A 25719-nucleotide genomic window follows, 5' to 3' on the forward strand; every position below is an offset into this window, starting at 1 on the left:
AAGATGAAAATTATTGTACAAAAATTCGGTGGTACATCCGTAAAATCAAAAGAATCAAGAGATCACGCGATCAAGCACGTACAAAAAGCGGTTAATGAAGGCTATAAAGTGGTTGTGGTTGTATCGGCAATGGGACGAAGTGGCGATCCGTATGCAACCGACACATTGCTCTCTTTAGTTCATAAAGCACACATCTCAAAGCGCGAACAAGATTTACTTGTTTCTTGTGGAGAGACGATTTCTTCGGTCGTATTTTCAGAGCAATTAAATGCTCATGGTGTGCATGCTGAAGCCATGACAGGTGCAAAAGCAGGTTTTGTGACGAACGAAGAGTTTCAAAACGCAAAAATTAAAGAAATGAAATGTGATCATCTTTTAAAGACGTTGGAAGCATGCGATGTTGTGGTTGTGACCGGCTTTCAAGGTCAGTCGAAGAGCGGTGAGACAACAACCCTCGGTCGAGGTGGAAGCGATACATCTGCCACGGCGCTAGGTGCAGCCATTCAAGCAGAATATGTTGATATTTTCACAGATGTTGAAGGGGTTATGACCGCAGACCCTCGAATTGTTGAAGATGCCCGTGCTCTTGAAACAATGTCTTACAATGAGATTTGTAATATGGCGTATCAAGGGGCAAAAGTGATACACCCGCGTGCAGTGGAAATTGCTATGCAAGCTAAAATTCCGATTCGTGTGCGTTCGACTTATTCTGAATCAGAAGGAACGCTCGTGAATTCAGGAATGTTAAGCCAAGGAATGGATATCCATGAGCGAATGATTACGGGAATTGCTCATGTTGCCAATGTTACGCAAATTAAAGTCTCTGCAAAAGAAGGGCAGTTCGATTTACAAGAAAATGTGTTTAAGTCGATGGCGAAAGCTGGGATTAGTGTTGATTTTATTAATATAAGTCCTAGCGGTGTCATGTACACGGTAATGGACGAAGCGGCTGATGATGCACTAGAGATTTTAACGAATTTAGGATACAAACCGCAGCTACAAAAAGGCTGTGCAAAAGTGTCGGCAGTAGGGGCTGGTATGACAGGAGTGCCTGGCGTAGCTGCTCGTATTGTTTCTGCGTTAAGCGGAGAAAATATTCAAATTCTCCAGTCCGCTGATTCACATACAACGATTTGGGTTCTTGTGAAAAATCAAGATATGAGTAAAGCAGTAAATGCGCTACACAAGATGTTTCAGCTAAACGAAGTCATCGCGTAATTCCGTTACACATCAATTGGAGGGATTGCAAGTGAAACCTACAGGGAAGTATGGACCTCTATGGACCGCCATGGTCACGCCGTTTGATGAAAAAGGAGAAATCGATTTTTCAGCATGTGAACGGTTGATTGATCATTTAATTGCAACAGGAACAGATGTGTTAGTTGTCGCCGGAACAACGGGAGAATCTCCTTATTTGACCGCCGACGATTGCCAAAAACTTTTTCATTTTTGTGTGGAGTATGTTGCTGGTCGTGTGCCTATTGTCGCTGGTACAGGAACAAATTCAACAAAATCAACTGTTGAGCGCACACGAATGGCAGATGCTGCAGGTGTAGATGCGATCATGCTAGTTACACCATACTACAATAAACCATCACAAGACGGACTTTATGCACATTTTGAGCATGTTGCCTCAAAAACATCCCTTCCGGTAATGCTTTACAATGTTCCTAGTCGAACAGGCTGTCATTTACAAGCGGAAACCGTTATACGTCTAGCCGAAATTGAAAACATCGCAGCTATTAAAGAAGCGAGCGGGGATCTTGAACAGATTGCAGCGATTATTGAGAGAACGCCTGATTCATTTGCTGTTTATAGTGGAGATGACGGCTTAACACTTCCAGTCCTAGCTATTGGTGGAGATGGAATCGTTTCAGTCGCCGCGCACGTAATTGGTGATGAGATGAAGCAAATGGTTGAAGCCTTTCTGTCTGGTCAAAAAGAAGAGGCAGCAACCGCTCATCGTCAATTGCTACCAGTCATGAAAACGATGTTTTTGGCACCAAACCCTTCATGTGTCAAATATGCATTAAATCAAATGGGGGTAGCGGTAGGTGAGGTACAGCTACCACTCATTCCTTTAAATGATATAGAAAAAAAGCAAGTTGACATGGTGCTAGGATCCTTGTCGACAATAAAAAAATAATAAAGAAAAACGTTGGTCAGCAAAACGAGTGACCAGCGTTTTTTGTTTTTTGCTGATCCGATACGAACCACAAAGAGCGTCTTGTCGAATCACCGTCTATTTACACGGCTTGTTTCATTTTTTGTCGGAGAAACGCCGATAACCGAAAGACTCTTGTTTTTAACTAGAAAATTAAGGTATACTAGTTTTCAAGTGATGCGTTCGGGTAAGGTGAAAAAGATCACCATTTATTCTTTTTCTCATAGTTAGCTGTAACTTCAAGAAAGACTGCGTGACTTTCTTTTGAAGCTTATCAAGCATGAACATTGCCGTTTTCGTGCAGGCGTTCCAGGCAAATGCTGATAAGGATTTCTTAAGTTGTGTATCGTTGCTCTTTCCACGGTGTTTGATGCTATGAACATAATAATGAACCTAGTATACGCGTGATTACGTTTTAAAAATAAATACAACTAGACTGAATGTTTATTTTATATTTAGGAGGATGAATCATTGTCTAAGCAAGAAATAGATAAAGGAAAAGTGCGGGTATTCGCCCTAGGTGGCGTTGGAGAAATTGGAAAGAATATGTACGGAATTGAAGTAGATGAAGACATCGTTGTTGTGGATGCTGGATTAATGTTCCCAGATGACGACATGCTTGGTGTTGATATTGTCATTCCAGATGTTTCGTATCTTGTTGAAAATGAAGAAAGAGTAAAAGGAATTATTTTAACACACGGCCATGAGGATCACATTGGAGGATTATCTTATGTCCTTAAAAAAATTAATGTACCTGTTTATGGCACGAAACTAACATTAGGCCTTGTGGAGGAAAAATTAAAAGAAGCAGGCATTCATAAAGAAACAACGCTTCGTTTAATCGATTCTAATTCAAGAGTGAAATTAGGGAAGACGCCTGTTACATTTTTCCGTACAAGCCATAGTATTCCGGATTGTGTAGGTGTTTGTGTAGAAACCCCGCAAGGTGCAGTCGTACACACTGGAGACTTTAAATTTGATCAAACGCCTGTAGACGGAAAACATGCTGAAATTGGAAAGATGGCTGCGATTGGCCAAAAAGGTGTGCTTTGCTTGTTGTCAGATTCAACAAATGCGGAGCGTCCTGGTACGACAAAATCAGAAGCTGAAGTAGGTGTAGGCATTAAAGATGTATTTGCTCGTACTTCAGGTCGGTTAATCGTCACCTCATTTGCTTCGAATGTGCACCGCTTACAGCAAGTGATTCAAGCAACGGTGGCTGCTAATCGTAAACTCTCCATTGTTGGAAAGAGTATGGTGCGTGTTATTACGATTGCATCAAAGTTAGGGTATTTAAAAATGCCTAAGGATTTAGTGATCGATATTGACGAGGTGAATCGCTACAAGCCTGAACAAGTTGTTATTTTAACAACGGGAAGTCAAGGCGAACCTATGTCTGCTTTAACAAGAATGGCACGAGGTGCACACCGTCATATTACGATTACCGACAATGACACTGTCATTATCGCAGCTTCTGCGATTCCAGGGAATGAAAAAAGCGTTTCAACTGTGATCGATCAACTTCATCGAATTGGTGCAGATGTTGTATACGGTTCGCAAGCGGTGCATGCTTCAGGTCACGGTTCTCAGGAAGAGCTGAAGTTAATGCTTAACTTGATGCGTCCGAAATTTTTCTTACCGATTCATGGTGAAATTCGTATGCAGCACGCACATCGAGAGTTAGGTGTAGGTGTAGGAATAAAACCTGAACGCATTTATATCGTGGAAAAAGGAGAAGTTGTTGAGTTCTCGAACAAGCAAGCACGTCGCGCAGGCAAGGTCCCTTCTGGTCATGTATTAATTGATGGCTTAGGCGTCGGCGATGTTGGCAACATTGTTTTAAGAGATCGTCGTTTGCTTTCAAAAGATGGTATTTTAGTTGTGGTCGTCACGCTTAATAAAAAGACAAGCACGATTGTATCAGGACCGAACATAATTTCACGTGGATTCGTTTATGTGAGAGAATCAGAGGCCTTGTTAGAGCAATCGAACGAACTAGTTTCATCCATTTTGCAAAAATGTGTGACGGAAAATGTGAGTGAGTGGTCGAGCTTAAAGAGCAACATTCGTGAAGGATTAAGCCGATTCCTATTCGATAAAACAAAACGTCGTCCGATGATTTTGCCAATCATTATGGAAGTGTAAAAAGCTAACTGAAAGGTCCTTGTGTCAAACAGGGATCTTTTTTTGTGCCACTTTAATCGTACAAAATCATCGTTATGTTTTTTTGACTAAGGAGTCGCTTGCGTTTGATTCAGCGCACATAATAACGTAGAGACCGTCCATACTACTCGTATGATAACGAAAAGGAAGTGTGGATGTAATGGCAGATGAACAACAACCAGCAGCAGAACCAACCAAATCAAAAGAAGAAAAAGGTTCCTTGGTGGAGAAAATTCAAGCATTAGGTCAAACCGGCGTGCCAGACATGGGTCAAACGAATATTCATTGTATGACAGTGGTTGGACAAATTGAAGGGCATATGCAGCTGCCCCCGCAAAATAAAACAACAAAGTATGAGCATATGATTCCGCAACTTGTTGCAGTTGAACAAAACCCGAAAATTGAAGGATTATTGATTATTTTAAATACAGTCGGTGGGGATGTCGAAGCAGGGCTTGCTCTTTCAGAAATGATTGCATCTATTTCAAAACCAACCGTTACCTTGGTGCTAGGTGGAGGACATTCTATCGGTGTGCCAATCGCAACGGCAGCGAATTATTCATACATTGCCCAAACTGCAACAATGACGATTCATCCGGTTCGATTAACAGGACTTGTTATTGGTGTACCGCAAACTTTTGAATACCTTGATAAAATGCAAGACCGCGTGATTAACTTTGTTACTCATCATTCCTCGATCACGGAAGATAAGTTTAAGGAATTAATGTTCTCAAAAGGGAACTTAACACGTGATATTGGCACAAATGTAATCGGAACCGATGCGGTCGAATATGGCTTAATTAATGAAGTCGGCGGAATTGGTCAAGCAATAAAAAAACTAAACCAATTAATTGATGAACAAAAATCATCGGAGGTCGTGCAATGATTTTGTATACAATGACGCCTCCAGAACAAGTTTTTGCAACCGACCAAGAAGCGTATAACAAGCAAATGACGGTACCTTGTGAAGCAGGATCATTAATGGTTGAACAACAAGAAGATGGTGAGTATCGCATCATTCGCTTGCTTTCAAGTGACCCTAATGCTTTTTTAAATCCTGCCTATGAACCAGGGACAATTTTATCCAGTACCCTACGCTATTAAAAAGCAGATATGTTATACTAATAGGGATGAAACAAGCAGTCTACATTTAGACTGCTTGTTCGAGTATGACGTAGAAGGTGACAAAATGGCAAAACGTAAGAAACGAAAAAAAACACAATGGAAATCACAATTAACGTTTGAGTTGGTTGGATTAGGTCTCCTTGTCATCTCTCTTGTAACACTCGCTCGTTTAGGAAGTGTCGGAGAAGCCTTTGTTCGCTTATTTCGCCTATTCCTTGGAGAGTGGTTTATCTTACTCGCTCTCGGATTTTTAATAACGGCGCTTTACATCATGATAAAACGAAAAAAACCGACTGTATGGAATCGACAATTAAGTGGGATGTATACCGTTGTGCTTGCCCTCGTCATCATTGCGCACGTAAGCTTGTTTAGACAATTATCAGTTGAGGGTACATTAGAAAGTGGATCGGTTATCCAAAGTACGTGGGCGTTATTTTGGCAAGAGCTTACAAGCGGTCAAACCGAAGACTTAGGTGGAGGAATGCTTGGCGCAGTAGGGTATGCCGTTAGCCATTTTCTATTTGACAATGCTGGAACATACTTACTTTGCTTAATGCTCGTTATAGTTGGAGCGATTTTAATATCTGGTCGTTCGTTAAGTGATATGATTGGCAAAGTTTATCGTCGGAGTTATTTATTTATTACTGATTTTATAAAATCAACATGGTCTGACTTCATTCAATGGAGAAGAGACGCGAAAGAAAAAATGGATGATGAGCGACGAGATAAACAAGCGCGGACAAAACAGAAGCATGAAGAGCCTGAACAAGAAACAAGAGACCCTGATCGATGGGACAGTAAACAAGAACCGGAAATTGTCGATTTTTCTCAGCGCGAACAACCAGCTGACGAAGTACCTGAGCAAGCAAGCACTGGTGCAAAAGAAAAAGCGGCTAATCAAGCAGTTTCTAGCGATCAGAGTAGTGAAGAAAAAGAACCGAATGAAATGGCGTTATTATCGACTGATTTGGTTAACGAAGCGCTATCGAACGAAGCCTATACATTACCGGAATTTGACTTATTACATACGCCCGTAAAGCCTGATCAGCTTTCGGAAAAACAACAATTAACGTCAAATGCTCGGAAGTTAGAGAAAACGTTGGAAAGTTTCGGAGTAAAAGTTCGTGTGACGAAAGTTCATTTAGGACCAGCGGTCACGAAATATGAAGTGAATCCAAATGTTGGAGTGAAAGTAAGTAAAATCGTAAACTTGGCAGATGACCTAGCGTTAGCATTAGCGGCAAAGGATATACGAATTGAAGCGCCGATACCAGGAAAGTCCGCAGTAGGGATTGAAGTACCGAACCAAGAAGTTGCCATTGTGTCGTTAAAAGAAGTGTTAAGTGGTTCAATGGAACGTCAACACGAAGTATTGTCGGTTGGACTTGGTAGAGATATTTCCGGCGAGCCAGTACTTGCACCATTAAACAAAATGCCCCATCTTCTCGTTGCCGGTGCAACTGGAAGTGGAAAAAGTGTATGCATTAACGGGATTATTACGAGTATATTGATGAAAGCAAAACCTCATGAAGTCAAATTGATGATGATTGACCCTAAAATGGTTGAATTAAATGTATACAACGGTATTCCTCATTTACTAACACCCGTTGTGACAGAACCGAAAAAAGCGTCGCAGGCGTTGAAAAAAGTTGTTGCTGAGATGGAACGACGCTATGATTTGTTTTCTCATTCAGGAACACGAAATTTGGAAGGCTATAATGAGTACATTAAGCGGCAAAACGAACAAAATGAAGCGAAACAACCAGAGTTGCCTTATATTGTTGTGATTGTCGATGAACTTGCTGATTTAATGATGGTTGCCTCTGGAGACGTAGAAGATTCGATTGCAAGACTTGCACAAATGGCGCGGGCAGCAGGCATACACATGATCATCGCCACCCAACGCCCTTCAGTCGACGTTATTACAGGGGTTATTAAAGCAAATATTCCTTCCAGAATTGCGTTTGGTGTGTCTTCTCAAACAGATTCACGAACAATTTTAGATTCAGGCGGGGCTGAAAAACTGCTTGGTCGTGGTGACATGCTTTATTTACCAATGGGCGCTACAAAACCAACACGGATACAAGGGGCCTTTTTATCAGATGATGAAGTCGAGAAGGTCGTGTCTTATGTCGTCTCGCAACAAAAAGCCCAATATGTAGAGGAAATGGAGCCTACAGCGGTTGAAACTCAAGCAAGTGCTCCAGAGGACGCTCTTTATAACGACGCAGTTGATCTCGTTATTGAAATTGGGACTGCATCCGTTTCGATGCTACAACGACGGTTTCGGATCGGGTATACACGAGCAGCTCGAATTGTCGATGAAATGGAAGCGCGAGGCGTTGTTGGTCCGTATGAAGGCAGTAAACCTAGAGAAGTACTGATTCAGAATAGATCTGATGAAGAGGCGACATCCTAAGTAAAAATGGTAGCACGAGAAGGATACGGAAGGAAGATGACAATTGACGGATATACAAGTAAAATCAATGGAACAAAATGGTCTGCACCTTCATTTAGGTGCAACAGATAAATTTAAAACCATCAGTATGATGCTTATGATTCATGCACCTCTGGAGGAAGAAACCGTTACAGCACGGGCGTTAATTCCGCATATTCTTCAAGGTGGCACGAAACATTATCCAAATCGAAAAAAATTAAAGCAAAAGCTTGAAGACATGTATGGAGCGACTCTAACGTCTGATGTTCAGAAAAAAGGGGAGAATCAAGTCATTACGTTTCGACTTGATGTAGCTGCCGAACAATTTTTAAGCGATAATTCTACTTCATTGTTTGAAGAAGCGCTAAGCCTATTGCACGAGTTATTGTATCAGCCTGTGCTTGAAAAAGGTGCATTTCTTTCTCAAATCGTAGATCAGGAAAAACGAGCGTTAAAACAACGAATCGCATCAATTTATGATGACAAAATGCGTTATGCGAATGTACGAATAACAGAAGAGATGTTTAAACATGAGTCTTACCGCTTAGCTCCATACGGGAGAGAAAAAGATCTAGCGTCATTAACACCACAGTCGCTTTATGAAGCGTATGAAACAATGATGGAACGAGATCGTTTTGATTTGTATATTATTGGCTCGTTTGCGGAAGATGACATTAAAGAAAAGGTACGTGAAGTATTTATAGCGTCACGCCAACTGAGCGGGGAAATGATTCCGACAACAGCAAGTGAACATGTGAAAGATGTTAATGTTGTGCACGATGCTCAAAAAGTGAAGCAAGGAAAACTACATCTTGGGTATCGTACTCATTCCACGTTCCGTGATGACGATTATGAAGCAGCTCGGGTAGGAAATGCACTATTTGGAGGCTTTCCGTCTTCGAAATTATTTATGAATGTACGGGAAAAAGAAAGTCTTGCTTACTATGCTGCCTCACAAATTGAAAGCCACAAAGGCGTGTTAATGGTGCTTTCAGGCATTGAATTTGATAAATATGAGCGCGCGGTAGAAATTATTCAAGAACAAGAGCAAGCGATGAAAAATGGAGATTTCACCGATGAGGAAGTCGAACAAGCAAAAGGGATGTTGCTGAATCAAGCTTTTGAAGCGATGGATGCCCCTAGAGGAATTGTTGAACTCTCGTATCATGAAATTATTGCAAACCATAAAAGGTCGATTCAAGAGCGAATTGAGAACATAAAAAAAGTGACGAAAGAAGATGTTGTCCGCGCAGTGAATAAGTGGGAACTTGACACCATTTACTTTTTAAAAGGACAGGGGGATGAAGCATGAAACCAATTGAATATAAACAGTTAGAAGAGACGCTTTACCATGAGCAATTAGATAACGGGTTAGATGTGTATATATTGCCGAAAAAGGGTTTCCATAAAACGTTTGCTACATTCACAACGAAATATGGCTCAATTGATAACCACTTTACACCGCTTGGTGAAAAAGAGCGCGTTCGTGTACCAGATGGGATTGCCCATTTTCTAGAACATAAAATGTTTGAAAGCGAAGAAGGCGATGTCTTCCATACATTTGGCAAACAAGGGGCATCGGCGAATGCGTTCACGAGTTTTACCCGAACAGCTTATTTGTTTTCAAGTACGACAAATGTCAATGAAAATTTAACGACGCTATTAGATTTCGTTCAGCACCCTTACTTTACTGATGAATCGGTAGAAAAAGAAAAAGGAATTATCGAACAGGAAATTACGATGTATGACGATAACCCTGATTGGCGTGCGTATTTCGGTACCATTGAAAATATGTACAAAGCCCACCCTGTAAAAATTGATATAGCAGGAACGGTGCCTTCTATTAACGACATTACAAAAGAAGATTTGTACACATGCTACCATACGTTTTACCACCCAAATAATATGCTTCTTTTTATCGTTGGTTCGGTTGAGCCTGAAGAAGTGATGAAACTTGTGCGCGACAATCAAAGCAGCAAGTCGTTTCCAGAACCAGAGTCTATTGATCGTGCCTTTCCAGATGAGCCTACAGAAGTTGATCAAGGGACGAATGTTTTGCATATGCCTGTTCAAACACCAAAGGTATTTATCGGCTTTAAAGAAACAAAACCTGATCGTCAAGGGCAAGAATTGCTTCAATATGAGCTGTCTTTAAATGTACTATTGGATCTTATGTTTGGGCCGAGCTCAGAAGCTTACGAGCGCCTCTATGAACAAGGTATAGCAGATGATTCGTTTTCATTTGACCATACTTCTGAAAAAGGGTTTGGATTCTCCATTATTGGTGGAGAAAGTCAACAGCCTGAGGAGTTGATTGCTCTTGTCGAAGAGACGATTGCATCTTTTAAAAATGGGTCTTTAAATGAGGATGATACTGGGCGCGCATTGAAGAAAAAAATTGGCGGGTTTCTAAAAGCATTAAATTCTCCTGAATTCATTGCAAATGAATTTACACGCTACCGTTTTAACGACATGGATTTGTTCGAAGTTCTACCAACTTTAGAACGTCTGACAGCAAAAGATCTTGAAGAGGTTTTACACGCCCATTTTCGTGATGAAACAAAAACAACATTGATTGTGAAAGATGATCAACAAAAATGAAACGTATTCTCGTAGTTGGAGCGACAGGGGCAATTGGTGAAGCCATCTGTCGCTCTTTACAATCACCGTCAACTTGTTTGTACGTACATTATTTTCGCAATCGAACAAAAGCACAAGCTATTTGTCAATCGCTAACTGGTGACGCCTATCCTGTTCAGGCAGATTTAAGTCAAGCAAGTGGTGTAGGTACTCTGATGAAACAACTCTTCCACGCTCCAGATACTGTAGTTTATTGTGCAGGTCAATCATCGCCCCAGCTTCTTCAAGATGTAACCGACGAGGAAATCGATAAAACGCTATGTCTTCATTTAACGAATGTAATCAAGCTCACACGTACTGTTCTCCCGCAAATGATCCGAAACCAAGCCGGCGTCATTACCCTTGTTACCTCCATATGGGGACTTGAAGGTGCGAGCATGGAAAGTGTGTATGCCGCTGCAAAAAGTGGCGTGCATGGGTTAATAAAAAGTGTAGCGAAAGAAGCAGGTCGTAGTAATGTGCGCATTAACGGTGTAGCCCCTGGCGCCATTCAAACAGACATGCTCTCCATTTATTCAAAAGAAGAGCTGGTTGAACTAGCCGAAGACATTCCTGCTGGACGACTAGGCAAAGCGGAGGAAGTTGCAGACGCTGTTTCATTTTTAAGTCAAGCGCGAGCTTCTTACATAAATGGACAGATTTTATCTGTTAATGGCGCGTGGCATTGTTAAATGTATAATTCATTTTAAGCAAGGCATACTAGGTGTGAATCTTTTTTAAAACTTAGAGGAGGGATTCACATGTCTGTATTAGATAACTGGGATCATTGGAAAGAATTTTTAGGAGAACGTCTTGATCAAGCTTCACACGAAGGGATGAACGAGAATATTGTGAGCGATGTTGCTTACCAAGTCGGTGAGTATCTAGCGGAGCAAGTTGAGCCTAAAAATGAGCAAGAGCGTGTACTTGCTGAACTTTGGAAAGTGGCTGATGAGAAAGAGCAACACGCCATTGCAAACATGATGGTGAAACTAGTCGGTCATAAATAAGTGGAACTGCTTGTTCGTAAACACGAACAGGCGGTTTTTCTTTTTGTAGTTTTATGTTTTCTAATGGAAAAAGCTTTTCTTTTAAAAGTGAATCCTATATCATTAAAGCCAAGAAGATTAGCTTTATTTGTCAATTTTTTAGAGAAAGGGAGTGGCACGGTGAAAGAATGGTATTTTGAGTACCAACTACATGAAAACCGGCCAGGAATTCTTGGAGATATTTCTTCTCTTCTTGGTATGCTTTCAATCAACATTGTAACGATTAACGGCATTGATGATACACGAAGAGGCATGTTACTTCGAAGTTCTGATGATGACAATGTAAAACGATTTAAAGCAATCTTACATACGATTGGCAGCGTAACAGTAACAAAGTTTCGCGAGCCGCGCGTGCGAGATCGATTAGCGATTCGACACGGACGCTATATTGAACGGAATGTAACGGAAAAGAAAACGTTTCGCTTTATTCGGCGGGAATTAGGTCTTCTTGTTGATTTTATGGCCGAGATGATGAAACGAGACGAGCACTACTTGATTGGAATTCGCGGAATGCCAAGGGTAGGTAAGACAGAATCAGTTGTAGCAGCAAGCGTATGTGCGAATAAGCGATGGTCCTTTATTTCCTCGACGTTGCTTAGACAAACCGTGCGAAGCCAGCTAGCTGAAGATGAAATGGATGGAGACAATATTTTCATTATTGATGGAATTGTCTCAACCATGCGGGCAACGGAAAAACATCGTTTACTCGTTGATGATATTATGCGCTTACCGGCTGTAAAAGTGGTAGAGCATCCGGATATTTTTATTCGCGAGACAGAGTATGAACTTGAAGACTTTGACTGTATCATTGAGTTACGTAACGATGATAATGAAGAAATCACGTATGATGTCGTTGAACCAGGTTTTTCTTCATTTGATATTAGTTAACGTTTTTAGGTAGGTGTAAAGATGTCAGAACTAGGTAATTATTTAAAAGAGAAACGTGAAGAAAAAGAAATGTCGCTTGATGATTTGCAGCGAACAACAAAAATTCAAAAGCGTTATTTAGTGGCAATTGAAGAAGGGAATTTCGATACTCTCCCAGGAATTTTTTATGCTCGCGCTTTCGTGAAAACGTACGCTGAAGCGATCGGTTTAAATGCAGAAGAAGTCCTTCACACGTATAGAAACGAATTACCAAATACTCAAAGTGAGACGGTTGATTTGCCTTCACGTGCAGAGCGTACGAAACCAGTTAAGTCAAGCAACAGTCCATCAAAAAATGGGGGTCGCCCTTTAAGTGCGATTCTTGTCCCGATCTTAATCTTACTTGTCATTGGAGCGATTGTTTACTTCGTTTGGAATCTCGATTTTGGAACGAATAATAATGAGCCAAACGAAGAGGCGCAAGAAGGGTCTACGTATGATGGTCCTTCTCCGGATGAAGAAGAGGCCAATGATGATGAGGCAAGCAATGAAGAAGATGATGCAGAAGGTAATGAAGAAGATGAAAACAATGATGCAGCCGAAGAAGAGGCGACTGATTCTGAACTCGTATTAGAAGATGAGCGTGCAACAGCTCAGACATTTACGCTAACAAATGCGGATGCGTTTGAATCACTTGTCATTGAAATGAATGATGAGGGCACCTATGTTGAAGTGCGTGAAAGCGAAGATACAGGAACTGTTGAACAGAACTATCCACCTTTTGGGGAAACCTTTAATCCGGATGTGTCGGAATTAGACTCGCTTTATGTTCGAATTGGTTTTGGAGCGGAAGTAGATACATTTCTTGTCAATGATCTTGAAATTGAGCTTTTAGATACATCGAGTGTTCAAGTCATTGAAGTTTTACTTGATGACGAAAGTGAGTAAGACGTAAAGGTTCTATTGTAGGTTGACCCCTTTTTTATAAACGATATTGATGATGCCCCCTCCCACGTGGACACGAAAAAAGTGAAAACGTAGGAGGGTTTTTTTGCTTAAAAAACGAACACTAAAGCAAATGGTTCTACGTTAAGCGCGCTTAAGTCTTCGCCAGCACCGTTACAATGTCGAGCGTGTTTCTGTGAAAAAAACGATCGCCACGTCTTTTTTGAGCTCGATTTTTTCAGTAAGGCTACGACTGTGTTACAATATATAAGGATTCGCTTATCGTCGTTGGAAAGAAGGGAAGAAATTGAATTTACCTAACAAGATTACAATCGCGCGCATTTGTTTAATTCCTATTTTTATGCTGTTTTTGCTCGTCGATTTACCTTTAGGAGAGGTAGAGCTATTAAATGAAACGATTTCTGTGTCTGTTTTAATTGCGGCATTTATTTTTATCATTGCGGCTGGCACAGACTGGCTAGATGGCTATTACGCTCGTAAATTAAATCTTATAACAAGCTTCGGTAAATTTATTGATCCTCTAGCTGACAAATTGCTTGTCACGGCTGCATTAATTGGTCTTGTAGAAGTTCAATTCATTCCAGCGTGGATTGCTATTGTGATTATTAGCCGTGAATTTATCGTAACGGGAATACGTTTAGTAGCAGCAGCTGAAGGAGATGTGATCGCGGCAAGTAATTTAGGGAAATGGAAAACACTGACACAAATGATTGCGATCATTGCTACGTTACTACATAATATTCCTTTTTCAGCGTTATCATTTCCTTTCGCTGATTTGATGTTGTATGTCGCTGCTATTCTTACGATTTGGTCTGGTGTTGATTACTTTATGAAAAACAAACATATTCTTTTAAAGTCAGTATAGGGGTTGATCCTATGAATGCAGAAATTATTGCTGTTGGTTCAGAATTATTGCTTGGGCAAATTGCGAATACAAACGGGCAGTATATTTCGAAACAGTTAGCAAGTGTAGGTGTTGATGTTTACGCTCATTCCGTAGTTGGGGACAATGCAGATCGGCTGTATAAAACCATTAGCGATGGTTTTCATCGTGCCGATCTAATCATTCTTACTGGTGGGTTAGGGCCTACAAAGGACGATTTAACTAAAGATACGGTCGCAAAGTTTTGTGAGCGACAACTTGTGTACGATGAGGAAGCGTTAGCCCATATTGAAGCGTATTTCAAACGACACAATCGAACGATGACGCCGAATAATAAAAAGCAAGCGTATGTCATTGAAGGCTCACATGTACTCGCAAATCGTTATGGAATGGCACCGGGCATGGTCGTCCAACTAATGAACAATAAACGAATCGTTCTCTTACCTGGGCCACCAAGTGAGATGAAACCGATGTTTGAAAATGAACTCTTGCCTCTCTTATTAGGTACAGATGAAAAAACATCGATTACCTCCAGAGTCCTTCACTTTTTTGGTATCGGAGAATCACAGCTCGAAACGGATTTAGAAGACTTAATCGAAAACCAAGTGAACCCAACCATTGCACCGTTGGCAAGTGATGGAGAAGTGAAATTACGTCTTACGGTTAAGCACGATAATCAGGATGAAATCAAGCGTTTGCTTGATGAAACAGAATCCCTTATCATGGCACGGGTAGGAACGTATTTATATGGCTATGATGAGACGACCCTTGTAAAAGAAGTATCTCGGTATTTACATGAGCAACAGCTTACATTGGCAAGTGCAGAAAGCTTAACAGGCGGGTTATTTTCAAGTGAGTTGATTGCATTACCTAGTGCTTCCGCAATTTTTAAAGGAAGTATTACGGCATATACTAATGATGCAAAACAGGCACTGCTTTCTGTTTCACCGCAAACATTAAATGAAAAAGGCGCAGTCAGTGAAGCTTGCGCGATTGAAATGGCAGCTGGCATACAAAAGCATTTGCAGTCAGACGTTGCCATTTCGTTTACAGGAGTAGCTGGTCCAGACACACAAGAGGATTTGGAGCCAGGGACCGTTATACTTGGATTAGCTATGCCAGGACAAGAGATACGGGCAATTAAGCTTTCATTATCTGGTGGCAGAAACGCTGTTCGTACCCGAGCAGTGAAATACGGATTTTTCTATTTGTTGGATGAATTAAAAAGGAGAAATGGTAGTAAATGACATTTTTTTCAGACTTCGAGATCTCAGATCAAGTAAAAAAAGCAATTCAGGATATGGGCTTTGAGGAACCATCTCCGATTCAGGAAAAAGCCATTCCGGCGATTTTGACTGGTGGAGACGTCATTGGCCAAGCGCAAACAGGAACAGGAAAAACAGCAGCTTTTGGTATTCCAGTTGTTGATAAAGTGACTACTGATCGTGCCATTCAAGCGCTTATTTTAACGCCGACTAGAGAGCTTGCGATTCAAGTTTCTGGTGAGTTACAAAAACTATCAACTCATAAGAATATTCGGACGTTACCAATTTACGGTGGTCAATCGATTGGTCATCAAATTAAAGCCTTAAAGCAAGGCGTGCAAGTTGTTATCGGTACACCAGGAAGAATGCTTGATCACCTTCGTCGCGGAACCTTAAAGCTACAGTCTGTACACACGGTCGTGCTTGATGAAGCAGATGAAATGCTCGATATGGGCTTTGTTGAGGATATTGAATCAATTTTAAAAGAAGTGAATGACGTTAGACAAACGCTTTTATTCTCGGCTACAATGCCACCTGCAATTCGTAAACTTTCACGTAAATATATGAACAATCCTGCCACGGTGACAATCAACAAAGGAGAAGTGACGGCACCTTCCATTGACCAGGTTTATTACAAAGTGTTAGAGCGAAATAAAGTCGATTCTCTTTGTCGCATTATTGATAGCGACGATGTGGAGCTTGGCATCTTATTTTGCCGAACAAAAAAAGGTGTGGCTGAGTTAACGGAAGCATTACAAGCGAGAGGCTATTTGGCGGATGGATTACACGGGGATTTAACCCAGTCACAGCGTGATGTGGTCATGAAAAAATTCCGTGATGCTTCAATTGAATTTTTAATTGCAACAGATGTAGCAGCTAGAGGGATTGACGTGGAAAATGTTAGTCACGTGATTAACTTTGATATTCCGCAAGATCCAGAGAGTTATGTGCACCGTATAGGCCGTACAGGTCGTGCAGGACGTACTGGTGTTGCGATTACGCTTGTTACGCCGCGGGAGATGAAGCACTTACGTTCTATTGAAAAAGAAATAAAAATGCACGTTCCTTCTCAAGAAGTGCCAACGATTGAAGATGTCGTTGAAAAACAACAAAACTCTTGGAAGAACTTGATTAAAGAAACGATTGAGACTGGTGGAAAAGAAATGGAGTTATTCCGCCCTCTTGCAGATCAAATGTTAGCGGATGAAGAAGATCCAAAGGAAATTATCTCTGCTTTACTTAAATTAAAATTCTCTACTGAAACAGCAACGGAAGACGCTGGGTACAGCTTTGGAGAAACCGGTGGAGCAAAAGGCATGGTTCGATTCTTTATTAATGTTGGTCGAAATGTGAATTTAACACCGAAGATTTTAGGGGAAGAAATTAGCCGATTAATTGGTATTCCTGTAAAAACAATCGGTCGGATTGATATTTTTGATAATTTTTCTTTTGTGGACGTACCAGAAGAGAGTGCACCTTTTGCTTACGAAGGACTACGTTATTCAAGAATTAATGGTGCAAGAGTGAATCTAGAGCCAGCGAAACCACGACCAAAACGAGAGCGTCGCCCACAAACTGCTACTCGTCGTTCATAAAAATATGGCAAAAAGATCGGGTTTCGTTCCCGATCTTTTTCTATTAAAAAAATACCGAATAAATGTTCGTAAAACCTATTGGCAAACGGCTAAAAAAGAGGTATGATAGAACAAGAAAGTTAACGAGTAGATCAACATGACATGAACGTCGTATGTCTGAACAAATACATGAAGATGAACATGAAGGAGATGGAAGAATGAGTGATCGTAAACAAGCGCTAGATATGGCATTACGCCAGATTGAGAAACAATTTGGAAAAGGCTCGGTAATGAAGTTAGGTGAGCAAGCAGAACAGCGAGTTTCAACCGTTTCCAGTGGTGCACTCGCACTAGATATTGCATTAGGTGTAGGCGGCTACCCGAAAGGGAGAGTTATTGAAGTTTACGGTCCGGAATCTTCTGGTAAAACAACTGTTGCCCTTCATGCAATTGCAGAAGTTCAGCGTCAAGGTGGTCAAGCTGCCTTTATTGATGCTGAGCATGCATTGGACCCGGTCTATGCTGGAAAACTTGGCGTAAATATTGATGAATTGTTACTGTCTCAACCAGACACAGGCGAACAAGCATTAGAGATTGCAGAAGCGCTTGTACGAAGTGGAGCTCTTGATATGATTGTAATCGATAGTGTCGCTGCTCTTGTTCCAAAAGCAGAAATTGAAGGGGAAATGGGCGATTCGCACGTCGGTCTTCAAGCCCGTCTTATGTCGCAAGCGTTAAGAAAACTATCTGGTGCGATTAATAAATCAAAAACTGTGGCAGTCTTCATCAACCAAATCCGTGAGAAAGTCGGCGTCATGTTTGGGAACCCAGAAACAACACCAGGTGGACGAGCGCTTAAATTCTATTCATCTGTTCGTTTAGAAGTTCGTCGTGCGGAAGCGTTGAAGCAAGGGAACGACATTGTCGGAAACCGTACGAAGATTAAAGTTGTTAAAAACAAAGTTGCGCCACCGTTCCGTTTAGCAGAAGTGGATATTATGTACGGGGAAGGGATTTCTCGAGAAGGCTCAATCCTTGATATTGGGACTGATCTGGAAATTGTTGATAAGAGCGGTGCATGGTATTCCTATAACGGAGATCGTTTAGGCCAAGGTCGTGAAAACTCGAAGCAATTCTTAAAAGAAAACAGTGAAATCACATTAGAAATTGAACGGAAAATCCGCGACAGCCACGGTCTTGATGGCGATGTGAAAGTGGAAGAAGAAGACAAGGAATCATTTGAGGATGTTCCACTAGATTTAAAATAAGAAGCTGACAAAGACTTTCCTCTTCCAAGGAAAGTCTTTTCTTTTAAAAAGGGGTGTTTATCCTTTACACTAAAAGAGAATGAAGCGATGAAAGGGACGGAGCATAGAAATGATTAAATTTCTATATTTTACAGATACACATATACGTGGAACCACGCCTAAAAATCGGTTGGATCAATTTCCGGATACGATAAAAGGGAAAATCGAACAGATTATTACTTTGGCCAATGAACACGAGGTTGATTTTTTGCTTCACGGAGGTGATGTGTTTGATCGCCCTGATCTATCTCCGAGCACAGTAGGGCAGTTTGCGCAAGTTTTCCGGCAAGCGCACGCCCCGATCTATGCCATTTCCGGTAACCACGATACGTTTGGACATAACCCTGCGACGGTTACGCGCACCATGTTAGGGCTGTTAGATGCGTTTGGCATCATGACGCTTATTCATCCAGACCAACCGCGAGTCGTTGAGAAAGATGGTGTACGGGTGCAGTTATCTGGTCAACCATATCACTATGACCTTGACCAGCGTGATCCAAAGCTCGACTACTATCCGGTTAATCAAACAGACGCAACGTTCCTTATTCATGTTGCCCACAGCATGCTTGTTGAAAAAGCGTTACCAGAAGGAATTCCGCATACGTTGATCGATCATATTTGGGGGACAACTGCGGATGTGTTGTTTACAGGTCATTTTCATAGTGGGTTTGGCATTAAAGAGCGAGATGGAAAATATATTTGCAATCCAGGTGCCATTGCGCGTATTAACAACCATTGGACTGAAATGGAACGAATGCCGACAGTTGTGATTGGTGAAGTGCGAGAGTCGGGCATTCAATTGACTGAGCATCGACTTCAGGCTGAAAAAGGTGAGCACGTCCTGGATCGTTCTTATGTGGAAAAAGCAAGTCATCAAGAAGAAAAGCTTCATGCCTTTGTGCAACAAGTAAAAGAAAAAGCAAATTTTGAAACGTTGCAAATGGGAGATATTATTAAAGAAATCGCCGCAATGTCAAACGTTGAGGAAAAAGTAAGAGAAGAAGCATTAAGACGGATGACAGTCATTGAAGAGCGTTGGGAGCGTGATGATTCTGAATAATATTGTATCCGTCAGACTGGAAAATTTTCAGTCCCATTTAGACACAAAAATTGAGTTTTCTAATGGGTTAAATGTTGTTGTGGGTCAGTCTGATAGCGGAAAAACGGCTGTGTTAAGAGGTGTTCGCTGGGCGTTATTTAATCAGCCAAGAGGAACAGATTTTTTAAAAGTAGGCGCAGATTTTGTGCGCGTCACGCTTGTTCTAGCTAATGGAGCAACAATCGTTCGGGAGCGGACATCATCTAAAAATCGGTACATCATTAAAAAGGAAGAGGAAGAAGATCTTGTGTTAGAAGGATTTGGTTCGATCGTTCCTGAAGAAGTGATGAATGCCCATCAAATGCGGCCATTTCGAATTGATGCGGATCATGAATGGCAGCTACAAGTGTCGCAGCAATTAGAAGGACCGTTTTTACTTGAGCAAACAGGCTCTATTCGGGCAAAAACAATTGGAAGAATGAGCGGTGCCCATTATTTAGATATGGCCATTCGCGACACGTCAAAGGATGTATCGCAGCTTTCGCAAAGAGTAAAATGGAAAGAAAATGAATTAGATGAAGCCACGAAAGCGCTAGAGCCTTATAAACCGTTAAATGATGCAAAAAAAGCGCTGGATCAAGGATTTTCTTTATTAGCAGACGTGAAAAAGCAGCAACAGCGCGTTCAAGCCCTTAAGCAACGAAAGGAACAAGTCAGTCAGCTAAATGCGCAAGAACAGCGGCTTAAGCAGTCATTAGAAACGGTCAAAGCGCTTGACACATGGGAACTTCTTTATCAAACCTTGCAGCAGCTTGTTTTAAAACGACAGCAGTTACGTTCAGTCCAGACCCAGTGGCAACGCGTCATAAAAGATTTACAGACCTGTCAATTATGGCTTGATAAAACAAAAGACCTAGCGGAAATAGAGCAACAGTCACGCTCTGTTCAAGATCGTTTAACGGCGTGGGTTAAACTTGATCGCTTGCAAAAACAATACAAGCAGCTTTCTGCCAACATGGCTGACGCATCCACTCGTTTAGAAAAAACACAGTTTTTACAAACGTTTAATGGGACCCAGCTGCAGCACATCAGCGAGCAAGCTTCTGTCTGGAGACAACTAATTACTCATGCTAAACGTTTAAAGCAAATGGAAGACGAGGAGCAGCGGTATTTAAAGCAAAAAAACGATGTAGACGGGGTGTTGGATGCACAACAAGTAACAGAAACGGTTGCGCAAACATCAAAACGTCACGAGACACTTATAGCGTTTAAAGAGAAAGTACAAGCGCTCACAAAACGTTTAGAAGAAGGAACGGCGTTTGTCAAGCACTCAAAGCAGCAGGAAGAAGAACAGTTGAAGCGCTATAATGAAGCGTTAACTGCACTGCCAATTTGTCCGACTTGTGGACAACCGCTACATACAGAGGAGGAATCGCATTGAAACCAGTAGAGCAAGATTTAGACAAGATGAAGCAAGCGATAGATAAAGCAAAGGATCTTCGCTATCGAGCGGAAGCAAAACTAGAAGAGCTAGAGAATCAAAAAAAACGCTTACTTGAAGAATTAGATGAACTTGGTGTCAAGCCGGAACAGCTAGATGAAGAGATTGTGAAACTAGAAACTGAAATTGAACAAACAATGGAGAGAGCATGGTCGCTCATTCCAAAAGAACTGATTGCCCGTGACTAATCCGGATACAGTGGAAGCGCTTGAGCGCGCGTTAAGAGAGAAAGAAGAGCAGTGGACCCGTTTAGATGAGAAACGAAATGTCATTCAAGAGCGAGTAAATGACGCCAAAGTCGCTTTGGAAGAATATGCAGAGACTCTTGATACGTATGAAAAAGCGCGGATCTTGCTGCAGCAATCCGCTGAATATGCAAGAAAACAAGCAAAACAACAAATGGAAACGCTCGTTACAAATGCACTACAATATGTATTTGGACCAATGATCTCGTTTGAAATTGAATTAGAAGAGCACGGGAATCGAGCTGTTGCTGAGATGTATGTCGTATCTGATTATGATGGTATGAAAGTGAAAACAAAACCACAAGATGCCCGTGGAGGTGGAGTAGTAGACATTGTTACGCTTGCATTACGAGTTGCGTTAATGGAAACCACCCAGCCAAAGCAAGCTGGTCCGCTGTTACTTGATGAACCTGGAAAACATGTGTCCGGTGAGTATACACACTACCTCTATGAATTTCTTAAGTCACTATCGACGATGTTTGGACGACAGATCATTATGATCACTCATAATCATCACTTAACAGAATCAAGTGATCGAGCGTTAATGGTAACAATTCGAGACGGAATCAGTCACGTTGAGGAAGCGACGAGCCCTTGACATTAAAAGGTGTGAAGCGTAAAATAATGGATGATACCAATGTATCACTGTTGTATTTTTATGTATATATTCATTATTGATTAACAAATGTGAAACATTTAAACCAACAATTGGATAGCAAGGGAGGTGTAACGATGCCAAGCATAGAATTAAATCTCTTGGTTCTGAGCCTCATTGTACTTGCTGTCTCTGTAGTTTTTGCAGTTGTTGGATATCTTGTTCGAAAATCAATCGCTGAACGAAAAATTTCAAGTGCGGAGCAAGCAGCGAAGCAAATCATTGATGATGCGACGCGTGAAGCAGAAACGAACAAAAAAGAAGCGATACTCGAAGTAAAAGACGAGGTGCACAAGCTAAGAAGTGATGCAGAGCGCGACGTACGTGAGCGAAGAAATGAGATTCAGAAACAAGAGCATCGTTTGGTTCAAAAAGAAGAGATTCTGGATCGTAAAAGTGAAACTCTCGATAAGAAAGAAGAATCATTAGAGAAACGAGAAGAATCTCTCGCCAAAAAACAACGACAAGTTGAAGAGATGGAAAGTAAAATGAGCCAGCTGCTGCTGGACCAAAAACAAGAATTAGAGCGAGTATCTGGTTTAAGTCGTGAAGAAGCACGCATGATCATTCGCCAAGAAGTAGAGCAGGAAGTTGCCCAAGAATCAGCACTTTTAGTAAAAGAAAAGTTAGCTGAAGCGAAAGAAACGGCGGACAAGCGCTCCAGAGAAATTCTTTCCCTCGCCATTCAACGTTGTTCAGCAGATCATGTTGCAGAGACTACGGTTTCTGTCGTAAATTTACCGAATGACGAAATGAAGGGACGAATTATTGGACGTGAAGGCCGAAACATTCGTGCGTTAGAAACACTAACAGGAATTGATTTAATCATTGATGACACACCGGAAGCAGTCATTCTCTCTGGATTTGATCCAATTCGTCGAGAAATTGCACGTTCGGCTTTAGAGAAGCTCGTGCAGGATGGTCGTATCCACCCGGCTCGAATTGAAGAAATGGTTGATAAATCAAGAAGAGAAGTAGATGAGACGATTCGTGAGTACGGCGAACAAACAACGTTTGAGGTTGGCGTTCACGGACTCCACCCTGATTTAATTAAAATTTTAGGTCGTCTTCGTTTCCGTACAAGTTACGGTCAAAATGTTTTAAAACATTCCATTGAAGTGGCGCATTTAACGGGGTTAATGGCTGCGGAACTTGGTGAAGATGTTAAACTAGCAAAACGTGCTGGCTTACTACATGATATTGGGAAAGCCATTGATCATGAAGTAGAAGGAAGTCACGTTGAAATTGGCGTTGAACTAGGAACGAAGTACAAAGAGCACCCAGTTGTCGTGAACGCGATTGCTTCCCACCATGGTGATGTAGAAGCAACGTCTATTATCTCGACGCTTGTTGCAGCAGCAGATGCATTATCCGCTGCACGACCTGGTGCGAGACGTGAAACCCTTGAAACATACATTCGTAGACTTGAGAAGCTTGAAGAAATTTCTGAGTCATTTGATGGTGTTGAAAAGACGTTTGCGATTCAAGCTGGTCGAGAAGTTCGCATTATGGTAAGGCCTGACGTAGTGGATGATACGCTTGCTCATAGTCTGGCAAGAGATATTACGAAAAAAATTGAGCAAGAACTAGATTATCCAGGTCATATACGCGTTACGGTTATTCGCGAAACTCGTGCAGTCGAATATGCAAAATAAAGTGGCGAAAGCCACTTTATTTTTTTGAGGTTTCATTTGATCATAAACGAAAGAAAACGAGTTTTAAATGAATGAGAAAGTAGGGGTTTTTTGAAAATCTTATTTATCGGCGATGTGGTTGGCTCTCCAGGAAGAGACATGATTACCGAGCATATCAAACAGTTAAAGCAAGAATATAAACCAACGGTCACGATCATCAATGGTGAAAACGCGGCGCACGGAAAAGGCATTACGGAAAAAATTTACAAAAGCTTTTTAGCTCAAGGTGCACAAATGGTGACGCTTGGAAACCACACATGGGACAAGCGGGAGATTTTCTCCTTTATTGATGACGCAACCTCTCTTGTCCGACCAGCGAACTATCCAGAAGGGGCGCCTGGTGTTGGCTACCGCATTATTAATATAAACCAAGTGAAATTGGCTGTTATCAATTTATTAGGTAGAACGTTTATGAATCCTGTTGATTGTCCGTTTCAAAAGGTTGACGACATTTTAAAAGAAATTGATGGGCAAGCAGATGTGATTTTTGTTGATTTCCATGCTGAAACGACGAGTGAAAAACAAGCAATGGGTTGGTATTTAGATGGACGAGTGAGCGCGGTAATTGGGACACACACTCATGTACAAACTGCTGATGAGCGGATTTTACCTGGTGGAACCGCTTATTTATCGGATGTCGGGATGACGGGTCCTCTTGACGGCATTTTAGGAATGGATCGTCAAGCTGTGCTGCACAAATTTTTAACAAGCCTTCCTGCAAAGTTTGAGGTAGCAGAAGGAAAAAGACAGCTAAATGCTTGTCTAATTACGATTAATGATAAAACCCTCAAAGCCACTCAACTCTCGCGAATCACACGTACAGACGAGCAAGTCATTTATTAAGGCATATCTGTCCCTCCCTGTAAATATAGATGTAATAAGGCAAATCGCCTGATTGCTATCAAGCATTCATTCTTGAAGTGATTGAACTGTTATTTGCTAAAGGAGGGGTAGAAATGGAAGTGTTAAAAGTATCAGCAAAGTCGACACCAAATTCAGTAGCAGGAGCTTTGGCAGGCGTTATTCGTGAGCGAGGAGCTGCAGAGATTCAAGCCATCGGTGCAGGCGCACTAAATCAATCCATAAAAGCAATTGCGATCGCCCGAGGGTTCGTTGCCCCAAGCGGAATTGATCTCATTTGTGTTCCAGCATTTACGGATATAGAGATTGACGGAGAAGAACGAACAGCCATTAAATTAATTATTGAACCAAGATAAAAAGAGAGAAGGTGTCCCAACGACATCTTCTCTCTTTTTTTACGTTAAATGGGACCGTCCGCTGTGACGAACGTGAATCGCGGAATCAAGTGACGTGCGCGGGGTATAACCACTACGTGAAAATGTTCGCACGAGTCTAAAGTTTAATCGTGTTACTTGGGGAAGCAAATGAGCAGGCCTTCTCGAGCCAGGGCGACGTAGTCGATTTAAGTGATAAACAATTTCTTCTGCTGTTCGAATCGCAATCCCATGACCATAATACAAGTTTTGATCGAGCTTAATGACGTTTTCCCCACGCCAAACAGAATGTTGCGGTGCGAAATCAGGGTTGTCAAAGTAGAGACAGTCGCCAATCACATAATCGGTTCCTGGGCGGGTCTCCAGCTGCAAATCTTCATCATGTTCCCACGAATATAAATAGAGTTGTTGAAACAACTGATCGAACGATTGTTGATCGATTGAGTCTTTAACGGCTTTATAGAAAATCATAATAATTGCCGTTGCGCACTCAAATCCGTAAAGCTGTCCATTGCGAAAAATATCGTCAATCGCATCAGATGGGCTCACGAAAGGTTTTAATTGAAAGGCACCATTAGGCATTCGGTTCCAATAGTGAGGATTGCAATAGGAGCGCATAAATGATTCAAAACGCGCGCCACTTTGTAACAATTGAATCGAAGCTTGGATGGTATGTTTACGTAGGGCTAGTTCAAAGCTTAAATCGCGAATGCTTGAGTAGTCGTACGTTACATTTTGAGCTGATAAGCTTTGTATAATAGCTGTTTCCACGGTTGATAAAGCGGGTAAGGTTGTTACGTCTAGCGGGTCTCCCCCAATCGTAATCATGATGTTCCCTCCAATGCAGTAAGAAAGATTACTACTAATCAATGATAGAAATGCAGGAATTATGCGCATGAACAATAGGAGCAGATGAAAATACGTGTTGTCA

General features: G+C 41.5%; 24 protein-coding genes. 23 read left to right on the forward strand and 1 reads right to left on the reverse strand.

Translation table 11 applies throughout. The features are described 5' to 3' along the window. The first annotated feature begins 3 nt into the window (after positions 1 to 3). The 23 genes from dapG to ACE1TH_RS04710 all read left to right on the forward strand — a co-directional run bounded on the left by dapG (position 4) and on the right by ACE1TH_RS04710 (position 24770). Positions 4 to 1218 (forward strand): aspartate kinase, encoded by a 1215-nt coding sequence (gene dapG, locus ACE1TH_RS04600; protein ID WP_099301015.1) that lies wholly within the window; start codon positions 4 to 6, stop codon positions 1216 to 1218. A gap of 70 nt (positions 1219 to 1288) precedes the next feature. Continuing rightward, positions 1289 to 2146, forward strand: coding sequence for a 4-hydroxy-tetrahydrodipicolinate synthase (gene dapA, locus ACE1TH_RS04605; RefSeq protein ID WP_375078792.1), 858 nt, complete (start codon positions 1289 to 1291; stop codon positions 2144 to 2146). 489 nt (positions 2147 to 2635) lie between these two features. After that, positions 2636 to 4309: a ribonuclease J gene (locus ACE1TH_RS04610; protein ID WP_099301013.1), complete on the forward strand. Its 1674-nt coding sequence runs from the start codon at positions 2636 to 2638 to the stop codon at positions 4307 to 4309. 178 nt (positions 4310 to 4487) lie between these two features. Next, positions 4488 to 5213 (forward strand): ClpP family protease, encoded by a 726-nt coding sequence (locus ACE1TH_RS04615; RefSeq protein WP_375078426.1) that lies wholly within the window; start codon positions 4488 to 4490, stop codon positions 5211 to 5213. Continuing rightward, positions 5210 to 5431 (forward strand): YlzJ-like family protein, encoded by a 222-nt coding sequence (locus ACE1TH_RS04620; RefSeq protein ID WP_099301011.1) that lies wholly within the window; start codon positions 5210 to 5212, stop codon positions 5429 to 5431. The genes ACE1TH_RS04615 and ACE1TH_RS04620 overlap by 4 nt, the downstream gene beginning before the upstream one ends. Positions 5432 to 5516: 85 nt before the next feature. Beyond that, positions 5517 to 7871 (forward strand): DNA translocase FtsK, encoded by a 2355-nt coding sequence (locus ACE1TH_RS04625; protein ID WP_099301010.1) that lies wholly within the window; start codon positions 5517 to 5519, stop codon positions 7869 to 7871. 43 nt (positions 7872 to 7914) lie between these two features. Then, a complete protein-coding gene (gene yfmF, locus ACE1TH_RS04630) occupies positions 7915 to 9201 on the forward strand; it encodes an EF-P 5-aminopentanol modification-associated protein YfmF (protein WP_375078427.1) in 1287 nt (428 codons plus the stop codon). Then, complete coding sequence (yfmH, locus tag ACE1TH_RS04635; RefSeq protein WP_099301009.1) at positions 9198 to 10490, forward strand: EF-P 5-aminopentanol modification-associated protein YfmH; 1293 nt, start codon at positions 9198 to 9200, stop codon at positions 10488 to 10490. Before yfmF ends, yfmH begins: the two co-directional genes overlap by 4 nt. Continuing rightward, positions 10487 to 11200 carry an elongation factor P 5-aminopentanone reductase gene (ymfI, locus tag ACE1TH_RS04640; protein ID WP_375078428.1) on the forward strand — a complete coding sequence of 238 codons (714 nt, stop codon included), beginning with the start codon at positions 10487 to 10489 and terminating at the stop codon, positions 11198 to 11200. Before yfmH ends, ymfI begins: the two co-directional genes overlap by 4 nt. Before the next feature lie 69 nt (positions 11201 to 11269). Then, on the forward strand, positions 11270 to 11518 hold the full coding sequence (locus ACE1TH_RS04645; protein ID WP_099301007.1) for a DUF3243 domain-containing protein: 249 nt from the start codon (positions 11270 to 11272) through the stop codon (positions 11516 to 11518). Between the two features lie 159 nt (positions 11519 to 11677). Then, the gene (locus ACE1TH_RS04650; RefSeq protein ID WP_099302118.1) at positions 11678 to 12445 is read left to right on the forward strand and encodes a DUF3388 domain-containing protein; all 768 of its coding nucleotides are present in this window, start codon (positions 11678 to 11680) and stop codon (positions 12443 to 12445) included. A 21-nt stretch (positions 12446 to 12466) separates the two neighbouring features. Beyond that, positions 12467 to 13372, forward strand: coding sequence for a helix-turn-helix domain-containing protein (locus ACE1TH_RS04655; protein ID WP_099301006.1), 906 nt, complete (start codon positions 12467 to 12469; stop codon positions 13370 to 13372). A 304-nt stretch (positions 13373 to 13676) separates the two neighbouring features. After that, positions 13677 to 14255: a CDP-diacylglycerol--glycerol-3-phosphate 3-phosphatidyltransferase gene (pgsA, locus tag ACE1TH_RS04660; RefSeq protein WP_099301005.1), complete on the forward strand. Its 579-nt coding sequence runs from the start codon at positions 13677 to 13679 to the stop codon at positions 14253 to 14255. An 11-nt stretch (positions 14256 to 14266) separates the two neighbouring features. Beyond that, positions 14267 to 15520 (forward strand): competence/damage-inducible protein A, encoded by a 1254-nt coding sequence (locus ACE1TH_RS04665; RefSeq protein ID WP_099301004.1) that lies wholly within the window; start codon positions 14267 to 14269, stop codon positions 15518 to 15520. Beyond that, positions 15517 to 17133 carry a DEAD/DEAH box helicase gene (locus tag ACE1TH_RS04670; protein WP_099301003.1) on the forward strand — a complete coding sequence of 539 codons (1617 nt, stop codon included), beginning with the start codon at positions 15517 to 15519 and terminating at the stop codon, positions 17131 to 17133. The genes ACE1TH_RS04665 and ACE1TH_RS04670 overlap by 4 nt, the downstream gene beginning before the upstream one ends. A gap of 197 nt (positions 17134 to 17330) precedes the next feature. Then, positions 17331 to 18380, forward strand: a complete 1050-nt coding sequence (gene recA, locus ACE1TH_RS04675) for a recombinase RecA (RefSeq protein WP_375078429.1) — start codon at positions 17331 to 17333, stop codon at positions 18378 to 18380. Between the two features lie 109 nt (positions 18381 to 18489). Further along, a complete protein-coding gene (locus ACE1TH_RS04680; RefSeq protein WP_099301001.1) occupies positions 18490 to 19479 on the forward strand; it encodes a metallophosphoesterase family protein in 990 nt (329 codons plus the stop codon). Next, a complete protein-coding gene (locus tag ACE1TH_RS04685; RefSeq protein WP_375078793.1) occupies positions 19466 to 20899 on the forward strand; it encodes an AAA family ATPase in 1434 nt (477 codons plus the stop codon). The genes ACE1TH_RS04680 and ACE1TH_RS04685 overlap by 14 nt, the downstream gene beginning before the upstream one ends. Further along, positions 20896 to 21147: a hypothetical protein gene (locus tag ACE1TH_RS04690; RefSeq protein ID WP_099300999.1), complete on the forward strand. Its 252-nt coding sequence runs from the start codon at positions 20896 to 20898 to the stop codon at positions 21145 to 21147. The genes ACE1TH_RS04685 and ACE1TH_RS04690 overlap by 4 nt, the downstream gene beginning before the upstream one ends. Beyond that, complete coding sequence (locus tag ACE1TH_RS04695) at positions 21140 to 21802, forward strand: OLD family protein (protein ID WP_099300998.1); 663 nt, start codon at positions 21140 to 21142, stop codon at positions 21800 to 21802. Before ACE1TH_RS04690 ends, ACE1TH_RS04695 begins: the two co-directional genes overlap by 8 nt. Before the next feature lie 134 nt (positions 21803 to 21936). Beyond that, the gene (gene rny / locus ACE1TH_RS04700) at positions 21937 to 23514 is read left to right on the forward strand and encodes a ribonuclease Y (RefSeq protein ID WP_255223335.1); all 1578 of its coding nucleotides are present in this window, start codon (positions 21937 to 21939) and stop codon (positions 23512 to 23514) included. 90 nt (positions 23515 to 23604) lie between these two features. Continuing rightward, entirely contained in the window at positions 23605 to 24396 is a 792-nt protein-coding gene (locus ACE1TH_RS04705; RefSeq protein ID WP_255223334.1) for a TIGR00282 family metallophosphoesterase, read from the forward strand. A 113-nt stretch (positions 24397 to 24509) separates the two neighbouring features. Further along, positions 24510 to 24770 carry a stage V sporulation protein S gene (locus ACE1TH_RS04710; protein ID WP_099300995.1) on the forward strand — a complete coding sequence of 87 codons (261 nt, stop codon included), beginning with the start codon at positions 24510 to 24512 and terminating at the stop codon, positions 24768 to 24770. Positions 24771 to 24809: 39 nt separating this feature from the next. Here ACE1TH_RS04710 and ACE1TH_RS04715 read toward each other — a convergent pair whose 3' ends face one another. After that, positions 24810 to 25616 (reverse strand): protein-glutamine gamma-glutamyltransferase, encoded by an 807-nt coding sequence (locus ACE1TH_RS04715; RefSeq protein ID WP_176554251.1) that lies wholly within the window; start codon positions 25614 to 25616, stop codon positions 24810 to 24812. Positions 25617 to 25719: the final 103 nt, after the last annotated feature.

This window comes from Shouchella sp. JSM 1781072 (genome assembly GCF_041949915.1).
Taxonomy (GTDB): Bacteria; Bacillota; Bacilli; order Bacillales; family Bacillaceae_D; genus Shouchella.

Bases quoted from the DNA above. Each gene is read 5' to 3' on its own strand.
- dapG (WP_099301015.1), top strand. From the start codon at position 4: ATGAAAATTATTGTACAAAAATTCGGTGGTACATCCGTAAAATCAAAA.
- dapA (WP_375078792.1), top strand. From the start codon at position 1,289: ATGGTCACGCCGTTTGATGAAAAAGGAGAAATCGATTTTTCAGCATGT.
- ACE1TH_RS04615 (WP_375078426.1), top strand. From the start codon at position 4,488: ATGGCAGATGAACAACAACCAGCAGCAGAACCAACCAAATCAAAAGAA.
- ACE1TH_RS04620 (WP_099301011.1), top strand. From the start codon at position 5,210: ATGATTTTGTATACAATGACGCCTCCAGAACAAGTTTTTGCAACCGAC.
- ACE1TH_RS04625 (WP_099301010.1), top strand. From the start codon at position 5,517: ATGGCAAAACGTAAGAAACGAAAAAAAACACAATGGAAATCACAATTA.
- yfmH (WP_099301009.1), top strand. From the start codon at position 9,198: ATGAAACCAATTGAATATAAACAGTTAGAAGAGACGCTTTACCATGAG.
- ymfI (WP_375078428.1), top strand. From the start codon at position 10,487: ATGAAACGTATTCTCGTAGTTGGAGCGACAGGGGCAATTGGTGAAGCC.
- ACE1TH_RS04645 (WP_099301007.1), top strand. From the start codon at position 11,270: ATGTCTGTATTAGATAACTGGGATCATTGGAAAGAATTTTTAGGAGAA.
- ACE1TH_RS04655 (WP_099301006.1), top strand. From the start codon at position 12,467: ATGTCAGAACTAGGTAATTATTTAAAAGAGAAACGTGAAGAAAAAGAA.
- ACE1TH_RS04665 (WP_099301004.1), top strand. From the start codon at position 14,267: ATGAATGCAGAAATTATTGCTGTTGGTTCAGAATTATTGCTTGGGCAA.
- ACE1TH_RS04670 (WP_099301003.1), top strand. From the start codon at position 15,517: ATGACATTTTTTTCAGACTTCGAGATCTCAGATCAAGTAAAAAAAGCA.
- recA (WP_375078429.1), top strand. From the start codon at position 17,331: ATGAGTGATCGTAAACAAGCGCTAGATATGGCATTACGCCAGATTGAG.
- ACE1TH_RS04680 (WP_099301001.1), top strand. From the start codon at position 18,490: ATGATTAAATTTCTATATTTTACAGATACACATATACGTGGAACCACG.
- ACE1TH_RS04685 (WP_375078793.1), top strand. From the start codon at position 19,466: ATGATTCTGAATAATATTGTATCCGTCAGACTGGAAAATTTTCAGTCC.
- rny (WP_255223335.1), top strand. From the start codon at position 21,937: ATGCCAAGCATAGAATTAAATCTCTTGGTTCTGAGCCTCATTGTACTT.
- ACE1TH_RS04710 (WP_099300995.1), top strand. From the start codon at position 24,510: ATGGAAGTGTTAAAAGTATCAGCAAAGTCGACACCAAATTCAGTAGCA.
- ACE1TH_RS04715 (WP_176554251.1), bottom strand. From the start codon at position 25,616: ATGATTACGATTGGGGGAGACCCGCTAGACGTAACAACCTTACCCGCT.